Here is a 20,457-nt window from a genome sequence, read left to right as displayed (position 1 = left end):
TTTATTCAATTTCATTAAACCCCAGTATTTTTTAAAGCGCTTTCTTTCATGTTAGATTTTCTGACATGAAATCCAACTTTCTTCTATTATAATCACATTATAAAAATATGCCCTTTTCTTAGCGAAAAGCTCCAATTTAAATTATCAAAAAAATATAAAAATTTTCTTAGTTAGGAATATCGTTGCATCAATAATGTAAGCGTATCCAATTAGACAGATAAATATAAATAATCGCACAATTCACAAAAATACTGTTGACGAAGGCAGAAAATGCGAGTAAGATAGTCCTCAAATAAATATTCACGGAGAAATGAATTAGCTAAAAAACGTAGGCTGCTGAAAATTTTTTGAATCTTAAGATATATCTTTTTTTAACATTAAATTTCAGTCGTTTAAAGCGGTTTTATATTAAAGCGAAGAGGTGGTTTCGTGTCAGAACAATGGATTTTTTTAAATGATCAATATGTCACGAAAGAAAATGCCAAGGTATCTGTTTATGACCATGGTTTCCTCTATGGGGATGGGGTATTCGAAGGAATTCGAGTATATAGTGGCAATATTTTTAGGATGAAAGAGCATATGAAGCGCTTATACAATTCTGCAAAGTCGATTCTGCTGACCATTCCTTATACGGAGGATGAATTAACAGAAATCATTGCGAATACAGTTGAAAAGAATAAGGTTGAAGATGCTTATATAAGAGTCGTCATTTCAAGGGGAGTTGGCGATCTTGGGTTGGACCCGTATAAGTGTGCAAAAGCAAGTGTTATCGTCATTGTGGAGCCATTATCGATTTTTCCAAAGGAACTTTATGAAACAGGGCTCGAAATCATAACCGTGGCAACACGGAGAAATCGCCCTGATGTATTAAGCCCAAAGGTAAAGTCACTCAACTATTTAAACAATGTTCTCGTTAAAATTGAGGCACATTTAGCGAATGTGAGTGAAGCGCTCATGTTAAATGACCAAGGCTATGTCGCAGAAGGATCAGCTGACAATGTCTTTATTTTTAAAGACGGTAGCTTTTTAACTCCTCCAGGCTATGTGGGTGCCCTTGATGGAATTACTAGAAATGCTGTTATTGATATCGCAAAGGAACTTGGATATGAGGTTAAAGAAGAACCATTTACACGACATGATGTGTACACAGCAGATGAAGTCTTTCTTACGGGTACAGCTGCAGAAGTAATTGCGGTCGTGAAAGTGGATGGCAGAGTAATTGGCGATGGTGCGCCTGGAGCACATACAAACAGGTTGTTAGCGAAATTTAGAGAACGGGTTGTCATGGAAGGTGTTAAGGTTTATAGCGAAACAACACCACGTGTAAGTTAGGGATAAAATTTATATGAAAAAGCGACGAAGAGGATAAGTAGTTTTATGCTATGTGGATCAACAGAGAGCCGGAAATGCTGAGAACCGGTGGTCACAACATAAAATGAACTCACCTCAGAGCGCTGTCTTGAAAGAGTTTCTAGTAGGGACAGTCGAGTGGCGACACTCGTTATCAAAACGGCTAGATTATAGCCATAAGTGCATGCCAAAAAGCATGAACAAGGGTGGTACCGTGGAAATGCTACAAAGCCTTTTCATCCCTTTCGCCTAGATTTAACTAGGCTTACGAGGGGTGGAAGGGTTTTTTATATTGTCAATTTTCTTAATTGGCAACTGCTTTTGCAAATGTTCAGAAATAAACATTTGCACTTCTTGTAAAATTCAAAGCTTGATTATCGTTTTGCACGGCGCTTGTGATGTGAACTATCGTTTATGCAAGTCGCAATATTGCCTGCGAAAAGCGCCTTGATTTTTGAAAAAATAGCTAAGGAAAGAGGAGGGCAAGGAATGTTACAGGAAACCGCCTTAACAAATACTAAGGCTGAGAACAAATCATTAAGCGGATCGGAGCTTTTGCTTCAAGCGTTAGAAAAGGAAAAAGTAGAAGTCATTTTCGGATATCCAGGTGGGGCAGTACTACCAATTTACGACAAAATCTATGATTCTAAAATTCTTCATGTATTACCTAGGCACGAACAAGGTGGTATTCATGCTGCTGAAGGATATGCTCGAATTACGGGGAAGCCGGGTGTCGTCATTGTAACATCTGGACCAGGCGCCACCAATATTGTTACTGGATTAACGGATGCTATGATCGATTCTCTTCCACTTGTTGTCTTTACAGGTCAAGTTGCAACAGGTGTGATTGGAACGGATGCTTTTCAGGAAGCTGATATTCTAGGGATCACGACGCCTATTACAAAATACAATTATCAAGTTCGAAATATTGAGGACATTCCGCACATCATAAAGGAAGCATTTTATATTGCTACTTCTGGTAGACCAGGTCCCGTTTTAATTGATATTCCGAAGGACATTGCAACAGCGGTGACAGAAGTTCCGGAGGAGAAGGAAATCTATCTGCCAGGCTATCAGCCAACTTTGAAACCAAATTATTTGCAAATCCGCAAATTAACAGAGGCTGTCAGTCGGGCGAAAAAACCGGTCATTTTAGCGGGTGCCGGAGTCCTCCATAGCAAGGCATCTTGTCAACTAAAAGAATATGCGGAACAGCAAAATATTCCCGTTGTTCATACTCTTCTAGGGTTAGGAGGATTTCCTGCTGAACATGAACTTTCCTTAGGGATGGCCGGGATGCACGGCTGTTATACGGCTAATATGGCATTATACGAGTCAGATCTTATTATCAATATTGGCGCCAGATTCGACGATCGTTTGACAGGGAACTTAAAACATTTTGCTCCAAATGCCACAGTGGCGCATATTGATATTGACCCGGCTGAAATCGGCAAGAATGTTCCGACGGAAATTCCCGTTGTAGCGGATGCGAAAGAAGCTTTAATCGAGTTAATTGCTCAAGAAGGAAAGCCGCCTTCACATCATGAATGGCTAAAAATATTAGCAGGCTGGAAAATCGAATATCCTTATGTTTATGAAAATAACGCCAATACGCTTAAACCTCAAAAAGTGTTAGAGATGCTCTATCAAAAAACCAATGGTGATGCCATTGTCGTAACAGATGTCGGTCAGCATCAGATGTGGGCTGCGCAATACTATCGGTTCGGAAAGGCGAATCGCTGGGTTACTTCAGGTGGTTTAGGCACGATGGGATTTGGGTTGCCGGCTAGCATTGGTGCTGCACTTGCAGATAAAGATGCCACCGTGTTAGCAGTTCTTGGAGATGGTGGATTTCAAATGTGTACGCAAGAGCTCGCCGTTATTCGTGAACTGAATTTACCGATTAAAATCGTTATTCTCAATAATGTTGCTTTAGGTATGGTTCGGCAATGGCAAGAACTATTTTACGAAGAGCGTTACTCCCATAGTAAAAATCCGGTGCAGCCTTCTTTTGTGAAATTAGCTGAGGCATACAACATCAAAGGGTATGTCATTGAATCGGAAGCGAAGGCAGAGGAAGTGTTGGCTGAAGTTCTTCAAAATCGTGAACCAGTGCTATTGGATTTTCGCATTGATGCTAATGAAAATGTCTACCCTATGATCGCCCCGGGAAAAGGAATAAATGAAATGGTAGGGGTGAAGCAAAAATGAAAAGAATCATTACGCTGACTGTAAATAATCGACCGGGGGTGCTGAATCGAATCACCAATCTTTTTTCAAAAAGAAATTACAATATCGAAAGTATTACAGTGGGCCATTCAGAAATCGAAGATGTATCGAGAATAACTTGTGTCGTCAATGTTGAGAACGATCAAGTAATTGAACAAATTACGAAACAATTAAATAAGCAAATTGATGTTTTAAAAGTCACTGATATTAGTGAACAATCGATTGTTGCAAGAGAATTGGCATTAATTAAAGTACTGTCAACCCCGAACAACAGAAGTGAAATGAATGCGTTAATAGAGCCATTCAGAGCATCAATTGTCGATGTTGGCAAAGACACTCTTGTCATTCAAATTACTGGAGAATCTGATAAAATCGAAGCTTTTATCGAGCTGATGAAGCCATATGGAATTAAAGAACTCGCGAGAACAGGAGCGACAGCGTTCTTAAGAGGCACTCAACGCTCAAGCAATCAGGTGAAAAATATTTCTATCGTTTAACTAAGGGATTCCGTAAATAAAACATAAATAAAATAATATTTATTTTCGAAAGGAAGAGGACAAATGGCAAAAATGTACTATAACGGAGATGCAAATCCAAATTATTTAGAAGGAAAAAAAGTAGCGGTTATTGGCTATGGTTCTCAAGGGCATGCCCACGCTTTAAATATGCGCGATAGCGGAGTAAATGTAGTGGTTGGACTTCGAAAAGGTAAATCTTGGGATAAGGCCGTAGAAGACGGATTAGAAGTATATACGGTAGCGGAAGCAACTGCCCAAGCAGATGTCGTAATGATTCTTTTACCAGACGAATTGCAACCAAAAGTATATAAAGAAGAAATTGAACCAAACTTAACAAATCAGGCATTAATGTTTGCCCACGGGTTTAACGTTCATTTTCATCAAATTGTACCACCGCAATCTTGCGATGTCCTCTTAGTAGCACCAAAAGGCCCGGGACATTTAGTAAGAAGAACATATGAAGAGGATGCAGGTGTTCCAGCGTTGTTTGCTATTTATCAGGATGTGACGGGAGAGGCGAAAGAGCTTGCTTTAGCCTATGCGAGAGCGATTGGTGCATTAAGAGCAGGAGCGCTGGAAACGACGTTTAAAGAAGAAACGGAAACAGATTTATTTGGAGAGCAGGCGGTGCTATGTGGAGGAACAACAGCGTTGGTAAAAGCCGGCTTTGAAACACTTGTGGAAGCAGGCTATCAGCCGGAATTAGCTTATTTTGAAACACTTCATGAATTAAAGCTCATTGTTGACCTCATGTATGAAGGTGGATTGGCAGGAATGCGTTATTCCATCTCAGACACAGCTCAATGGGGTGATTTTGTCACAGGTCCACGAATCGTAACAGATGAAGTGAAAAAAGAAATGAAGGCAGTATTAAAGGATATTCAAGACGGTCAGTTTGCGAAAGGATGGATTCTTGAGAATCAAGCGAATCGTCCAGTATTTAACGCAATTAATGCTAGTGAAAAAGAGCATCTTATTGAAAAAGTCGGAGAAGAACTTCGTGCTATGATGCCATTTGTTAATAAGAATCGTAAAAAAGAAGTGGTGACGAAATAACATTTTTCACATCAATAGGAAAGGATGGAGGGGTAATGATGAAAAAACGGATCGCAGTACTACCGGGAGATGGGATTGGAAAAGAGGTTACGAGAGGTGCCGTAGAGATACTTCGTGCCGTTGGAGAGAGATTTGGACATCAATTCTCCTACTCTTATGGACAAATTGGTGGTGGTTCTGTAGATGAGTTAGGAACACCATTACCAGATGAAACGATTGAGCTTTGCAAAGGAAGCGATGCAGTCCTGTTAGGAGCAGTTGGGGGTCCGAAATGGGATCAATTACCTGTCCATCTTCGTCCGGAAAAAGGGTTATTAAAGATTCGTAAAGAGTTAGAATTGTATGCGAATTTACGCCCGACACTCTATTATTCTAGCCTTGCTGATTCTTCACCATTAAAAAGAGAAGTGATTGAAGACGTTGACTTGCTCATGGTTCGAGAGTTAACGGGTGGTTTGTATTTTGGTAAACCGAGTGAACGAATGAAGCAGGATGGTCGTGATGTAGTTGTTGATACGTTGTTTTATCAGAAGTCAGAGATGACAAGGGTGATCAAGCTAGCCTTTGAGCTAGCGAAGAATCGTAAAGGCCGTGTTACATCTGTAGATAAGGCCAATGTATTGGAGTCAAGCAGACTTTGGAGAGAAGTCGCTGAAGAGGTAGCAAAAGATTACCCTGAGGTAATTGTTGAACATATGCTTGTCGATAATGCAGCAATGCAGATGGTTCGTAATCCGAAGCAATTCGATGTAGTCGTAACGGAAAACATGTTTGGCGATATATTGAGTGATGAAGCGTCTGTTTTAACGGGCTCGTTGGGAATGCTGCCATCGGCGAGTATTTCTGAAGGTGGTCCATATTTATATGAACCAATTCATGGCTCTGCACCTGATATTGAAGGGCAAAATATTGCCAATCCACTTGCTACCATATTATCTGTTGCCATGATGCTTCGTCTATCCTTCGGGCTTGAGGATGAAGCGAAGGCAGTTGAAACTGCCGTAGACGAAGTGTTGAAAAGTGGTTACCGTACTAAAGATATTGCTTCAGTTGGTACAAAGCTTGTGACAACGACAGAAATGGTGGAAGAGGTTAAGGCGACCATTCTTGATAATGAAACGATTCAAAGCATTATGGGCTGCTACGTATAAGTGACACGGTTAATGAGTAGGTCTTTCTATATTTTGCCTAGTATGACACGAACACGACCTCTTCGGTCGTGTTTATCTATAAAGCTCTAATTTAGAAATATTTTTGTAGGAGGGATAAGATGGGAAAATCGATTGTTGATAAGATTTGGGAACGTCATATAGTCCATAAGGAAGCGGGAAAACCGGATTTGCTTTATATCGATTTGCATCTTGTGCACGAAGTAACATCTCCACAGGCCTTTTCTGGCTTAAGGATGAAAAATCGCAAAGTGCGTAGACCGGATAAAACCTTTGCGACGATGGATCATAATGTTCCAACGATTAATCGCCAACAAATAGATGATCAAGTAGCTTTAAATCAAATGACTACATTGGAGAAGAATTGTCGGGAATTTGGGATTGAACTTGCTGGGATTGACAGTCCAGAGCAAGGGATCGTTCATGTTATCGGTCCAGAATTAGGTTTGACTCAGCCGGGAAAAACAATCGTATGCGGAGACAGCCATACTTCTACGCACGGAGCGTTTGGAGCGCTAGCCTTTGGAATTGGAACTAGTGAAGTGGAGCATGTATTGGCTACGCAGACGCTATGGCAATCAAAGCCAAAAACAATGAAACTAGAGATCAATGGTGTTTTAGCAAATGGCGTCACAGCCAAGGATGTCATTCTATATGTTCTAGCAAACTATGGGATTAAGTTTGGGACAGGGTATGTAATTGAATATTGTGGGGATGTCATTAAGAACTTGTCGATGGAAGAACGGATGACGATCTGCAATATGTCGATTGAAGGTGGAGCAAGAGCTGGCTTGGTGAGCCCAGATGAGACGACTTTTTCCTATTTAAGAGGAAGAAAGCATGTGCCAAAGGGAGAGATTTTTGATCAATATGTTGAGAACTGGAAATCCCTTGCTTCAGATGAGGACGCCGAATATGATAAAGTCATTGAAATTGATGGTAGTGATATTGCCCCGATGGTAAGCTGGGGAACCAATCCTTCGATGACAGCTAAAGTAGATGGTTCAATTCCAACCGAAGCTGAGTGTGCTACTGAATTGGAAAAAGAATCGCTGGCAAGAGCGTTAGCTTATATGGGGTTAAAGGAAGGTCAAAAAATTCAAGATATTAAAATCCAACATGTGTTTATCGGTTCATGCACAAATTCACGAATAGAAGATATTCGAGCTGCTGCAGAAATGGTAAAAGGAAAACAAGTTCATCCGGGGGTTCGTGCTCTAGTGGTGCCAGGCTCTCAATTTGTGAAGAGGACTGCTGAAGAGGAAGGGTTAAACCGGATTTTTGAAGAGGCAGGCTTTGAATGGCGCGATGCAGGCTGTAGTATGTGCTTAAGCATGAATGCAGATGTTGTGCCAAGTGGTGAGCATTGTGCATCAACCTCAAATCGAAATTTTGAAGGGCGCCAAGGTGCCGGTGCCAGAACGCATTTAGTCAGTCCACAAATGGCAGCAGCAGCGGCGTTAAATGGTCATTTTGTCGACATTCGTAATCTAAACAAAGTAGAAGTGCTATAAGGAGGGTGAGGGAATGACTGGGTTTCAAGAACTTGGGGGGAAAGCTGTAGTGCTTGACCGCGCCAATGTGGACACTGATCAAATTATTCCGAAGCAATTTTTAAAACGAATTGAGAAAACAGGCTTTGGGAAGTTTCTATTTTATGATTGGAGATATAAGGCGGAAGGAGTTCCGAATGAAGAGTTTGTATTAAACAAGCCGGAGAATCAAGGAGCTACGATTTTAATTGCAAATGAAAACTTTGGCTGTGGCTCTTCGAGAGAGCATGCACCGTGGGCATTGCTTGACTATGGATTTAAAGCCGTGATTGCACCATCTTTCGCAGATATTTTTAAGCAAAACTGTTTAAAAAATGGCATCCTGCCAATTGTGCTACAGGAAGAGGAAGTGAAACTTCTGATTGCAAAAGGTAAGGAAAAGGCCATGATTCTTCATATTGATTTAGTTGAACAAAAAGTGACAAATCATGAAGGCTTTAAAGCAACCTTTCCTATTTCAGACTATTGGAAAACGATGCTCGTTAATGGTTGGGATGAGATTGAAATTACCCTCCAGCTAGACGACAAAATCTCAGCTTATGAACAAGCGAACAATTTATAAGTTATTAAATTTCGGGCAAGCACACTATAAAAATAATGGATTTTGACTCCGAGAACAACTAAGTTAGACTTTGTCACTTTGTTTAGCATTTGAAACGAATCAAGTGTATAAATCGATGTTTAATAAAAAATTTTTTTATGATGTTCAAGAAGGGTTTTAGCATGGTTTACGATGCTCTTTTTGAAGATGCGGAACTAAATCGAGAAATAAAATATTGAGTGTGTTTAGAGAATGAGCAGTTAAAATGCTCGTTCTTTTTTATGTTTACAAAATAATAAAGTGGCTAACTGATCTCTCCGCTAATCATAAGGTTAACAATTCAGATATCGTAAAAATTTAATCAATTTTGAATCATTGTGATAAATTCTTTTAACTTATATGTTTTATGTGTCGATAAATTCTATATGAAACAAAGAATTGAAACTTACTAACAATCTCTGCTGGAGAGAAATGATTTATGCCCAACGTTGGGAAATCGCTAATTATCCATTAGAAAAAGGAATATTAGGTTGGGAAAAAGGAAGAATGTTTTCGTAAACTTTGTTTTTGTAAGATTTTAAAAAAATAATTTTAATAATATAATAATGGTAAAAAGTAGTCATAGCGTTCTATAAATTTAGCTAGTAAGGGCCAAGTGAGTCTATGTCAGAGTGAAAGAAATAACTTAACAGGAGGTTATGGCATGAAAAAAGGTTTGATTCTATATGAGGATTTTGGTGGAGAAAGATTAAATGACAAATTAGAGTGGCGTTGTGAGCCAAAAAAATGGGAAATTAGCTCATCTAAACTTGTTTTAGAAACGGATGAAAGAACGGATTATTGGCAACGAACACATTATGGCTTTCAGGCAGACAATGGACATTTCCTCTATGCAAAAACAAAAAAGAATTTTAGAATGACAACAAAAGTTGAAGCTTCCCCAAGTTCAAGGTATGACCAAGCGGGACTTATGATACGATTATCGGAAGATACATGGGTGAAAACGTCTTTAGAGTATATACCAGATGGTTTAAGTAAGTTAGGAGCAGTAGTTACAAATAGAGGATACTCTGATTGGTCGACACAATATGTGGATTGTAAAAATGTTCAAATTTTCTATAGAATATCTAAAATTGACCAAAACTGCTATGTTGATTTTTCATGGGATGGCGAGGTTTGGAATCAAATAAGAATTGCCCATTTACATATTTCCAAGAATGCAACGATTCAAGCGGGAGTATACGCATGTAGTCCTCAAGGAAAAGAACAAGTCGTTCGTTTTGATTATCTTGCCATCGAAGAACTTGGTAATGATCCGAAAGAAGCTTATTTATAAGATTACAGCAATGATTAAAACGTTAGTGAATTCATGCTCATAGAATTTTAAAGAATTATTGTGGGAGTAAGAAATGGTTGGGCACACACAACTAATCCTTATTTACTTGATTGTACTTGAGCTACGATTAATAAATGATGTAATGTATCAACTTCATAGATAGACTAAATTTTAATAGCAATCAACAAATGGGAGCACTCCACAATATCGAAGCTAAGATTATGTCTATGCTTTCGGTTTGTCGTTTTTTTAATTGAAAGGATATGCTAGTCATGTATTATGATTAGCTATTGCTCTTTATTCAAAGGGTTGCATGCTTTAGAGTTTCCTAACGTCCGTTGAATGGTTATAAATATAAAAGTACATTAAAGAACAGCATATTTAATAATTTAGGGTTTCTTTGTAGTATACAATTAAGGTGCATAAGCTTCTCAATTAATTGTCATTTTTATTGAAAATGGTGTATTATTAATTACTTTACTCCACGCTTGCAGACATGTTTTAGAACATGCTAAACTTACCTCAACTAATTTGAAGGGGTATTTTATATGAATAAAAAGGGGCGAAAGAGAATAAAAGGCAATGTTATTCAATTTCCTGACCTTGAAAAGCGGCTTTTAGACAAAGGCTTAGAACAACTTCAGCAGAAAAATTTTACAGAAGCAGTGAGATGGTTTGAAGAAGCGAAGAGCCTTGCACCTGAGGATGGCGATATTTATGTTGGTTTGGTTTTAGCCTATTATGAAGCAGGGGTCTTTGAGAAAGCGAAACAGCTCGCTGAAGATATGCTAAAAGAAGGAATTGGCGAGTATTTTCAAACGGTTGATCTTTATTTAATGATCCTCGTTCAGCTTCATGAATATGAAAAAATTATGACAACGATCGAGGTTCTTCAGGATGAGAAGGATATACCGTTTGAAAAACAGGAGCATTTTTCTAAATTGTTGGCGTTTTGCAAACGGATGATTGAAAATAAAGTGGAACAAGATGAGCGAAGTCATTATGCTGATGAAGAGAGCGAAAACACAAATTTGTTGGCGAATAAAGACCCTAATCAATTAGTATTAGCGATAGCCGAATTGGCGCATAAAAATGTTCGGCAATACATAACTGAAGTAAAGCAATATCTTGAAAGCGAAGAAGGTCATCCGTTTCTTAAAACGATGCTCCTCAATATCTTGCAAGAGCAGGAATATGAAAAAGAGATTCAGATTGAGAAATTTGGCAAAGTGAAGCTTGTTGTTCCAAGCTTACTCATCCCTTCCACTGAAATGAATCAAATGAAGGATGTACAAAGAGAGTTATTTCATCTTGAGAATGAAGATCCGATTCTCTATCAACATATTATCAGCCTTATTGAACGACATTTATATCTTCTTTATCCATTTGAATGGTCGCCCGTCGATCCGGTTTTATGGGCAGCAGCCTATCATTTAACGGGTCTTAGGTTCAGTGGAGTTGACGCTCATATAAAAGATATAGCAGGACAGTATCCGGTTGTTATAGAGGAAGTTGAAAGGGCCTATTTCTTTATTCAAAAATTAGAAAAAATTTCTTATCCCATTATTTAGCTTCAATGTTGAAAGAGACAAATCGTATGTTATAATGTAGTGGTTGTAATGTGTAATCATTGGTATTTACATATTAAATTGGATATGGCTTTAGGATGCATATTCATTATGGTTGTTTTCAAATTACTGATTGTTATTGCCAATAACAAAGCCGTAGTTCATTTTAGCAAATTGCTTTCCTGCTATGAATGGAGTGAATGGCGTTATTTTTTTGCTTTAGCGTGATTCTTCAGGACAGCAATAGCAAATCGTGTGGAAAAGAACCAATGATAATAGATTTTGGAGGGAATATAAGTATGTCTGCAAAATGGGAAAAACAAGAAGGGAACCAAGGAGTTCTTACATTTGAAGTAGATGCAGAGAAGTTTAATGAAGGTTTGGACGCTGCATTCAAAAAAGTTGTTAAAACAGTAAGTGTACCTGGCTTCCGTAAAGGGAAAATGCCTCGTGCAATGTTTGAAAAGCGTTTTGGAGTAGAATCTTTATACCAAGATGCGATTGATATCCTTCTTCCAGAAGCTTATACAAATGCAATTGAAGAAGCTGGAATTGAGCCGGTGGATCGTCCAGAAATTGATGTTGAACAAGTAGAAAAAGGAAAAGCTCTTATTTTCAAAGCGACAGTTACTGTTAAACCGGAAGTAAAGCTTGGGCAATACAAAGGGATAGAAGTAGAAAAGGTTAATACTGAAGTAACAGAAGAGGATGTTAATCAAGAATTAACTTCACTTCAAGAGCGTCATGCTGAGCTAGTAGTAAAAGAAACTGCTGCTGAAAATGGCGATACAGTCGTAATGGATTTCGAAGGATTTGTTGACGGAGAAGCATTCGAAGGTGGACAGGCAGATAATTATTCCCTTGAGCTTGGTTCAGGTCAATTTATCCCTGGCTTTGAAGAGCAGCTAGTAGGAACTGCTGCTGGTGAAGAAAAGGATGTAGAAGTTACATTCCCAGAAGATTATCATGCCGCTGAGCTTGCTGGCAAAAAGGCTGTATTTAAAGTGAAAGTTCATGAAGTAAAAGGAAAAGAGCTTCCTGAGCTTGACGATGAGTTTGCTAAAGATGCGGATGATGAAGTAGAAACTTTAGATGCATTAAAAGAAAAAATTAAAACTCGCCTTGAAGAAAGCAAGAAGCATGAAGCTGAACACACTGTACGTGATACAGTTGTAGAAAAAGCGGCTGAGAATGCCGAGATTGACTTGCCGGCAATCATGATCGATAACGAAGTAGATCGCATGATGCAAGAATTTGAGCAACGTCTACAAATGCAAGGAATGAATCTTGAACTATACTTCCAATTCTCAGGTCAAGACGAAAGTGCTTTACGCGAGCAAATGAAGGAAGAGGCTGAAAAGCGTGTTCGTATGAACCTTACTCTCGAAGCGATTGCAAAGGCGGAGAACATCGAAGTTTCTCCTGAAGAAATGGATGCAGAGTTAAACAAGATGTCTGAAATGTACAATATGCCTGTAGAGAATATTACAGCTGCTTTAGGAAGCCTTGAAGGTCTAAAAGCGGATGTGCAAGTTCGTAAAGCATTAGATTTCCTTGTTGAAAACAGCAAAACGGTTGAATAATTTAAAACAAACTTAATAAAACAAGGCACGATTTATTCGTGCCTTGTTTTATAAAATATAATATATAATATTTATATTGGCGATATTCAATTATTATCAGTTTTGTACATATACATATAATCAAAAGTATTTGCAAATTTAAAAAATAAGTTTAAGGGAAACACCCGACTTAATTTGAGCTTTTTTGGTTAAGCTTAACTGTACACCAGTAAAAAGGTTTTTCTTCCGTTTTTCGTGAATCCAACCCTGCTCAAGGTCTGTAAAACAACTTCTGCTTATAAGAGTTATTATTTCCTGTCCGTACATAAAATGTGGTACAATGCAATACATAACTATTGAAAATGGTTTGTAAAGAAGAACCATTTTGCGTTCCATTTTTACCAAGAACTAAATAAGAAGCTCGATAAAGTAAAACAGTATTTTGTTTAAAATAACTTTAGATAGAGAAATAATTTGCAGTAGTGAATGAGCAGGGAGCAGATGTTCTAGTTGGCGTGTAGTGACAGAGAAAGTCCAGCGGAGCCTCTGGTGAAATGTAAATAACTTTAAATGTAAAAATTTTTTCCAAGTGGATATTCTTTCGTGAAATCGACTCAAATTTTTACATAAAGTAAAGTTCTACGTAAACAAGAGACGATACTAGACGTTTTCAAGGGGTGAAAAAATTGTTTAAATTTAATGATGAAAAAGGACAATTAAAATGTTCTTTCTGTGGAAAAACACAGGATCAGGTTCGTAAGTTAGTTGCCGGCCCAGGTGTATATATATGTGATGAATGTATTGAGCTTTGCACAGAAATTGTGGAAGAAGAGCTTGGAACAGAGGAAGAAGTAGAGTTTAAGGATGTGCCGAAGCCGAAGGAAATTCGGGATATTCTAGACGAGTACGTAATCGGTCAGGAACAGGCAAAGAAAAATTTGTCAGTGGCTGTTTACAACCATTACAAACGCATTAATTCAAATAGTAAAATTGATGATGTTGAGTTGGCTAAAAGTAATATTGCTATGATTGGTCCAACTGGTAGTGGAAAAACCTTGCTTGCTCAGACGCTTGCACGAATTTTAAATGTTCCTTTTGCAATCGCTGATGCTACATCGCTTACGGAGGCTGGATATGTAGGGGAAGATGTTGAAAACATTTTGCTGAAATTAATCCAAGCTGCTGATTATGATGTAGAAAAGGCAGAAAAAGGCATTATATACATTGATGAAATTGATAAAGTGGCTCGTAAATCTGAGAATCCTTCGATTACAAGAGATGTATCAGGTGAAGGAGTTCAGCAGGCATTGTTGAAAATTTTAGAAGGTACAGTAGCAAGTGTACCGCCTCAGGGTGGAAGAAAACACCCGCATCAGGAATTTATTCAAATTGATACCACAAATATTTTATTTATTTGTGGTGGTGCTTTCGACGGCATCGAACCGATTATTAAGCGCCGATTAGGTCAGAAAGTTATTGGCTTTGGCGCCGATGTTAAACAGCAGGAAGTGGAAGATAAGGACTTATTGTCAAAAGTATTACCAGAGGATCTATTAAGATTCGGGCTTATCCCTGAATTTATTGGCCGTCTTCCTGTTATTGCGAGTTTGAACTCACTCGATGAAGAAGCCTTAATTGAAATTTTAACGAAGCCTAAAAATGCTTTAGTTAAACAATTCCAAAAAATGCTTGAAATTGATGATGTTGAGTTAGAATTTGAGGAAGAAGCTCTTAAAGAAATTGCTAAAAAAGCAATTGAACGCAAAACAGGCGCTCGGGGATTAAGATCGATTATCGAAGCAATTATGCTTGATGTCATGTATGAATTACCTTCCCGCGATGATATTTCAAAATGTATCATCACGAAGGAAACGGTTGTTGAGAACAGTGCACCGAAGCTTCTTCTAAAAGATGGAACTGTGATTGAGGAAGAAACGAAAACATCAGCATGAAATGATTAATTGGAAGGGTGACTTACGTGTTGTCCTGAGGCACTATCCATTCGAAATTTCATAAAGCTTATAAAAGTCAAACCAACTAGTTGGTTTGACTTTTTTTATCGTTTAGGAAGCTCTCCCCGTGTATATTTCATATCCTCAAGTTTCGTTTTCCCACGGTGAGTGACCAAAAAGCGCTATCGCAAGAACAAGCACACTATCGTTTGGAGGCTGATAAAGATTCACTACAAAAAGTTGAATGATTAGCTTTTTAAGGTTTACCGTATTTTCGTTCTTTCCCCCTTTTTCCCTTTCAAAGTTTTCTATAAAATTGTTGTTTATTCCATTCTTGAAGAGGAGATACTAAACGTATGCAAATAACTTAAATGCAGGTTATTTAAATGATGAGATGGAGGCAATAAACGAACGAGGCATCCGTATGAATGCAACCCATTATACAAGCTAGAGAGGTACAGGAGGGAAGACCATGAGTTGGACAGGGATAGCCTTATTTATCCAGTTTTTTTTCGGTATTGTAATAGGGCTTTATTTTTGGAATTTATTAAGAAATCAGCGGACACAAAAAGTATCGATAGATAGGGAATCAAGAAAGGAAATGGACCAGCTAAAAAAAATGCGGTCCATCTCTTTAACTGAGCCACTTTCGGAACGGGTTCGTCCCTCAAGTTTTGAGGATATTGTCGGTCAAGAGGATGGAATAAAGGCGCTTAAGGCCGCTCTATGCGGTCCTAATCCGCAGCATGTAATTATTTATGGACCGCCTGGTGTTGGAAAAACAGCGGCAGCAAGATTAGTTCTTGAAGAGGCGAAAAAAAACCCTAAATCCCCGTTTAAGCCCGCTTCTGTCTTTGTAGAGCTAGATGCAACTACCGCCCGCTTTGATGAACGGGGAATTGCCGATCCCCTCATCGGCTCTGTCCATGATCCGATTTATCAAGGAGCCGGAGCAATGGGGCAGGCTGGTATTCCGCAGCCAAAGCAGGGGGCCGTAACAAATGCACATGGGGGAGTATTGTTTATCGATGAGATAGGTGAACTTCATCCCATTCAGATGAATAAGCTTCTGAAAGTATTAGAGGATCGAAAAGTTTTCTTGGAAAGCGCCTATTATAACGAAGAGAACACGCAAATACCGAACCATATTCATGATATTTTTAAAAATGGATTGCCTGCAGATTTTCGCTTAATTGGTGCAACGACTAGAACGCCGAGTGAAATCCCACCAGCGATCCGCTCTCGATGCATGGAGGTATTCTTCCGAGAATTGACTGAGGAAGAAATTGAAAAGGTTGGTAAGAAAGCCGCAGATAAGGTGAAGCTAAAGATCGGTGAAACAGGGTTGAGAACTCTTGCTAACTACGCCCGCAACGGTCGTGAAGCCGTCAATTTAATCCAAACCTCAGCTGGTCTAGCGATTCAGGAAGAACGTGATTTTATTAAAGACGAAGATATTGAATGGGTCGTCCATTCGAGCCAGCTTTCTCCACGGATGGAAAGAAAGATCATGAAATTTTCCTCAGTTGGGCTTGTCAACGGGTTAGCGGTCTACGGCCCCAATACGGGGGCATTATTAGAAATTGAAGTGATGGCCATTCCTGCTAGAGAAAAAGGGACAATCAATATTACTGGAATTGTCGAAGAAGAGAGTATTGGCGATAGAAGTAAGTCAATTCGAAGAAAGAGTATGGCAAAAGGTTCTATTGAAAATGTTATCACTGTTCTTCGCTCTATGGGGGTTCCTGCTGATGAATTTGATATCCACGTAAACTTTCCAGGTGGGGTTCCGATAGATGGGCCTTCGGCCGGTATTGCCATGGCTACAGGAATCTACTCTGCTATTTATAAGCTCCCGATCGATCATAGGGTTGCAATGACAGGAGAAATTAGTATACATGGGAATGTAAAACCAATTGGTGGAGTTCTTCCAAAAATAAAGGCAGCGAAAAAAGCAGGGGCAGAAACGGTCATCATTCCGAAGGAAAATGTCCAATCTATTTTGAACGAAGTGAAGGGAATCACCATTGTTCCTGTCACGCATCTATCAGAAGTATTTGATGTGGCCTTATTAAAAGAAAAACCTGAGGAAAGAGTGATTACGGCATCTGTCGAATTGAAGAAGAAAGAAAGTATTTAACTCTTCGTGCATAAAAAACTTCGGTTTGTACCAAAAGCCGAAGTTTTTTATTGAATTTCATTATTTTTTTCCCCTTCAGCATTTGCGGTGGATGTCTTATTGAAATGGAAAACTCACCGGATTTTGGCATACAGAGCAAATTTTCTATTTATAAAGAAATTCTCTCGATTCATGCATTGTCATCAGAAAATGATTGATACTAAAGAATGTTCCCCAATCATTAGTCTAAATCGCAAAAATACGATTCGTTTCCCTTTAGTTATTGTGAAATTGAATCGAAAGCCTTAAAATAGACTATTATTCGTAAATACGATAGAATTGTACAATGAATTATTCTCATTTTTATGAAGATAGATATGCATTTGGAGGTGCTAGTAAATGGCGAATAAGAAGGAAGTAATCGTCCCCCTCCTACCGCTTCGAGGCTTACTTGTATATCCTACTATGGTCTTGCATCTAGATGTGGGCCGGGATAAGTCTGTTCAAGCTTTAGAGAAGGCAATGGTAGATGATAGTCTCATTTTTTTAACAACGCAAAAAGACATGTCCATAGATGATCCTGGGGAAGAGGATTTATACAGAATGGGAACTTTGACAAAGGTGAAGCAAATGTTAAAGCTCCCGAACGGAACGATTCGCGTTCTAGTGGAAGGCTTAAAAAGAGCTGAAATTATTCGTTTTTTTGATGAAAATGATCATTTTGCAGTAAGTGTGAAAACGTATGTGGATTCAACCGAAAAGGATGTTGAAGACGAAGCGTTTATGCGTACGCTACTGGAATATTTTGAACAGTACATAAAAATGTCAAAAAAGATTTCAGCTGAAACTTATTCAAGCTTAACAGATATTGAGGAACCAGGAAGAATGGCAGATATTATTGCCTCACATTTGCCGCTAAAGCTAAAAGAAAAGCAAGAAATTTTAGAGACGATCAATGTTAAGGATAGGGTCAATCGATTAATTGAAATTATTCATAATGAGAAAGAAGTTCTCAATTTAGAAAAGAAAATTGGCCAACGTGTCAAGAAATCAATGGAACGAACGCAAAAGGAATATTATTTGCGAGAACAAATGAAGGCGATCCAGAAGGAGCTTGGCGATAAAGATGGGAAAACGGGTGAGGTCGCTGAACTAGCAGAGAAGATCGAGAAGGCCAATATGGTCGAACATGTGAAGAAGGCAGCTTTAAAAGAGCTAGATCGCTACGAGAAGGTTCCTTCAACTTCAGCTGAAAGCTCCGTCATTCGGAACTATATTGATTGGCTTATTTCTTTGCCTTGGACAAATGCGACGGAAGATGATCTCAATATTTTAAAAGCAGAACGAATTTTAGATGAAGATCATTACGGCTTAGAAAAAGTCAAAGAGCGGGTTCTTGAATATTTAGCTGTTCAAAAGATGACGAACTCCTTAAAAGGACCGATTTTATGTCTTGCCGGCCCTCCTGGTGTTGGGAAAACGAGTTTAGCTCGATCAATTGCTCGTTCGTTAAATCGTAATTTTGTCCGTATTTCACTTGGTGGTGTACGGGATGAGTCGGAAATTCGCGGTCATAGACGCACCTATGTTGGCGCAATGCCAGGGCGCATTATTCAAGGGATGAAAAAGGCTGGAACGATTAATCCAGTATTTTTACTTGATGAAATTGACAAGATGTCTAGTGATTTTAGAGGCGATCCTTCTTCTGCAATGCTTGAAGTATTGGATCCAGAGCAAAATCATAATTTCAGTGATCATTATATTGAAGAAACATACGATTTATCGAAGGTTATGTTTATTGCAACGGCCAATGATTTAAGCTCGATCCCTGGTCCGTTAAGAGATCGAATGGAGATCATTTCGATCGCTGGTTATACAGAACTTGAAAAAATTCATATTGCGAAGGATCATTTATTGCCTAAGCAAATTAAAGAGCATGGGATGACGAAGTCCCAATTGCAAATTCGAGAGGATGGCATCCAAAAAATCGTCCGCTATTACACGAGGGAAGCGGGTGTGCGTAGCTTAGAACGCCAGCTCGCAGCGATTTGCCGTAAAACGGCAAGAATTATCGTTTCAAACGAAAAGAAGCGTGTCGTCGTCACGGAAAAGAATGTAGAAGAATTTTTAGGAAAAACGATCTTTCGTTATGGTCAGGCCGAGCTCGAGGATCAAGTCGGTGTGGCAACAGGATTAGCATATACAACAGTTGGCGGAGATACCTTGCAAATTGAAGTATCGCTATCACCTGGAAAAGGTAAGCTTGTATTGACTGGGAAGCTCGGAGATGTGATGAAGGAGTCTGCTCAGGCTGCGTTTAGCTACGTTCGTTCAAAGGCAGCAGAGCTTGGGATAGAAGAGGATTTTCATGAGAAGCATGATATTCATATTCATGTCCCTGAAGGAGCGGTGCCGAAAGATGGTCCATCTGCTGGAATCACAATGGCTACAGCTCTCGTTTCTGCATTAACGGGAAAACCGATTAAGAAAGAAGTCGGAATGACTGGAGAGATTACGTTAAGAGGTCGCGTTCTTCCAATTGGCGGCTTAAAGGAAAAAACATTAAGTGCACATCGTGCAGGTCTTTCTGTGATTATTCTTCCAAAGGATAATGAAAAGGATATAGATGATATTCCAGAGAGTGTTAGAGATGAACTTAAGTTTTTCCCAGTAACCCATGTTGACGAGGTCCTATCGATTGCGCTGAATGGCGGTGCACCATCGTGAAGGTAGTGAGTTCAGATATCGTCATAAGTGCGGTAAAGCCTGATCAGTATCCCGATACAGATTTACCTGAATTTGCATTAGCTGGTCGCTCGAATGTGGGGAAATCTTCCTTTATTAATAAAATGCTTAACCGTAAAGGGTTGGCGAGAATATCTTCGAAACCAGGGAAAACGCAAACCTTAAACTTTTATTTAATCAATGAAATTCTTCACTTTGTTGATGTTCCAGGCTATGGTTATGCGAAGGTTTCCAAAAAAGAACGGGAAGCCTGGGGAAAAATGATTGAGACTTATTTAACTTCTCGTGAACAGCTTCGTGCTGTACTGTTAATTGTGGATTTACGTCATCCCCCAACAAGCGATGACATTATGATGTATAACTTTTTAAAGCATTATAATATTCCTTGTATTGTTATTGCGACAAAGGCGGATAAAATACCGAAGTCAAAATGGCAAAAGCATTTTAAAGTAACAAAAGAAACACTTGATTTAGATTCAGAGGATACGATCATTCTTTTCTCTTCCGAAACGGGAAAGGGAAAGGATGAAGCATGGACGGCGATTGAAAATTATATGGGATAGTATAGCCGTAACTGAAAGAACTTGATGGAGCATCTTCATCAAGTTCTTTTTTTTACTTTTAGTTCATAGAAATATAAAAACCAGTCCAAGCTTGGGAAAATGTTGAAGCATAAATTAGACGTTTTTCACGACTAAAAAACTGAAAATTCAGTAAAATGGAATTTTGTTACAAAATATGATGCCATCCTTTGGCAAA

The 20,457-nt window shown here is 38.9% G+C and carries 14 protein-coding genes and 1 other annotated feature; all 14 genes read left to right on the top strand.

Translation table 11 applies throughout. From position 1 onward, the window contains the following. Positions 1-429: 429 nt before the first annotated feature. Positions 430-1,332, top strand: a complete 903-nt coding sequence (gene ilvE / locus PZE06_RS01870; protein WP_150913723.1) for a branched-chain-amino-acid transaminase — start codon at positions 430-432, stop codon at positions 1,330-1,332. A 15-nt stretch (positions 1,333-1,347) separates the two neighbouring features. After that, positions 1,348-1,597 (top strand) — a binding site (T-box leader). Positions 1,598-1,839: 242 nt separating this feature from the next. Beyond that, positions 1,840-3,561 carry an acetolactate synthase large subunit gene (ilvB, locus tag PZE06_RS01865; RefSeq protein ID WP_150913721.1) on the top strand — a complete coding sequence of 574 codons (1,722 nt, stop codon included), beginning with the start codon at positions 1,840-1,842 and terminating at the stop codon, positions 3,559-3,561. Then, the gene (ilvN, locus tag PZE06_RS01860) at positions 3,558-4,076 is read left to right on the top strand and encodes an acetolactate synthase small subunit (RefSeq protein ID WP_150913719.1); all 519 of its coding nucleotides are present in this window, start codon (positions 3,558-3,560) and stop codon (positions 4,074-4,076) included. The genes ilvB and ilvN overlap by 4 nt, the downstream gene beginning before the upstream one ends. A 63-nt stretch (positions 4,077-4,139) precedes the next feature. Then, positions 4,140-5,153 carry a ketol-acid reductoisomerase gene (ilvC, locus tag PZE06_RS01855; protein WP_150913717.1) on the top strand — a complete coding sequence of 338 codons (1,014 nt, stop codon included), beginning with the start codon at positions 4,140-4,142 and terminating at the stop codon, positions 5,151-5,153. 38 nt (positions 5,154-5,191) lie between these two features. Further along, positions 5,192-6,304 (top strand): 3-isopropylmalate dehydrogenase, encoded by a 1,113-nt coding sequence (gene leuB, locus PZE06_RS01850; protein ID WP_150913715.1) that lies wholly within the window; start codon positions 5,192-5,194, stop codon positions 6,302-6,304. A 119-nt stretch (positions 6,305-6,423) separates the two neighbouring features. Then, entirely contained in the window at positions 6,424-7,836 is a 1,413-nt protein-coding gene (gene leuC, locus PZE06_RS01845; RefSeq protein WP_150913713.1) for a 3-isopropylmalate dehydratase large subunit, read from the top strand. 13 nt (positions 7,837-7,849) lie between these two features. Then, positions 7,850-8,437 carry a 3-isopropylmalate dehydratase small subunit gene (leuD, locus tag PZE06_RS01840; RefSeq protein WP_150913711.1) on the top strand — a complete coding sequence of 196 codons (588 nt, stop codon included), beginning with the start codon at positions 7,850-7,852 and terminating at the stop codon, positions 8,435-8,437. Between the two features lie 682 nt (positions 8,438-9,119). Then, a complete protein-coding gene (locus tag PZE06_RS01835; RefSeq protein ID WP_150913710.1) occupies positions 9,120-9,752 on the top strand; it encodes a DUF1349 domain-containing protein in 633 nt (210 codons plus the stop codon). A 548-nt stretch (positions 9,753-10,300) separates the two neighbouring features. After that, positions 10,301-11,323 (top strand): tetratricopeptide repeat protein, encoded by a 1,023-nt coding sequence (locus tag PZE06_RS01830; protein ID WP_150913708.1) that lies wholly within the window; start codon positions 10,301-10,303, stop codon positions 11,321-11,323. A gap of 296 nt (positions 11,324-11,619) precedes the next feature. After that, positions 11,620-12,903 carry a trigger factor gene (gene tig, locus PZE06_RS01825; protein WP_150913706.1) on the top strand — a complete coding sequence of 428 codons (1,284 nt, stop codon included), beginning with the start codon at positions 11,620-11,622 and terminating at the stop codon, positions 12,901-12,903. A gap of 665 nt (positions 12,904-13,568) precedes the next feature. Further along, positions 13,569-14,834 (top strand): ATP-dependent protease ATP-binding subunit ClpX, encoded by a 1,266-nt coding sequence (gene clpX / locus PZE06_RS01820; protein ID WP_150913704.1) that lies wholly within the window; start codon positions 13,569-13,571, stop codon positions 14,832-14,834. A gap of 472 nt (positions 14,835-15,306) precedes the next feature. Continuing rightward, a complete protein-coding gene (gene lonB / locus PZE06_RS01815) occupies positions 15,307-16,974 on the top strand; it encodes an ATP-dependent protease LonB (protein WP_150913702.1) in 1,668 nt (555 codons plus the stop codon). 378 nt (positions 16,975-17,352) lie between these two features. Further along, positions 17,353-19,680: an endopeptidase La gene (gene lon / locus PZE06_RS01810; RefSeq protein WP_150913700.1), complete on the top strand. Its 2,328-nt coding sequence runs from the start codon at positions 17,353-17,355 to the stop codon at positions 19,678-19,680. Continuing rightward, positions 19,677-20,261 (top strand): ribosome biogenesis GTP-binding protein YihA/YsxC, encoded by a 585-nt coding sequence (gene yihA, locus PZE06_RS01805; protein WP_150913698.1) that lies wholly within the window; start codon positions 19,677-19,679, stop codon positions 20,259-20,261. The genes lon and yihA overlap by 4 nt, the downstream gene beginning before the upstream one ends. Positions 20,262-20,457: the final 196 nt, after the last annotated feature.

Origin of the sequence: Robertmurraya sp. DFI.2.37 (assembly GCF_029211245.1) — a bacterium.
Taxonomy (GTDB): domain Bacteria; phylum Bacillota; class Bacilli; order Bacillales; family Cytobacillaceae; genus Robertmurraya; species Robertmurraya methanolica_A.
The sequence above is the reverse complement of the archived record's forward strand: the minus strand, read 5'-3'. Positions and strand labels throughout refer to the sequence as shown.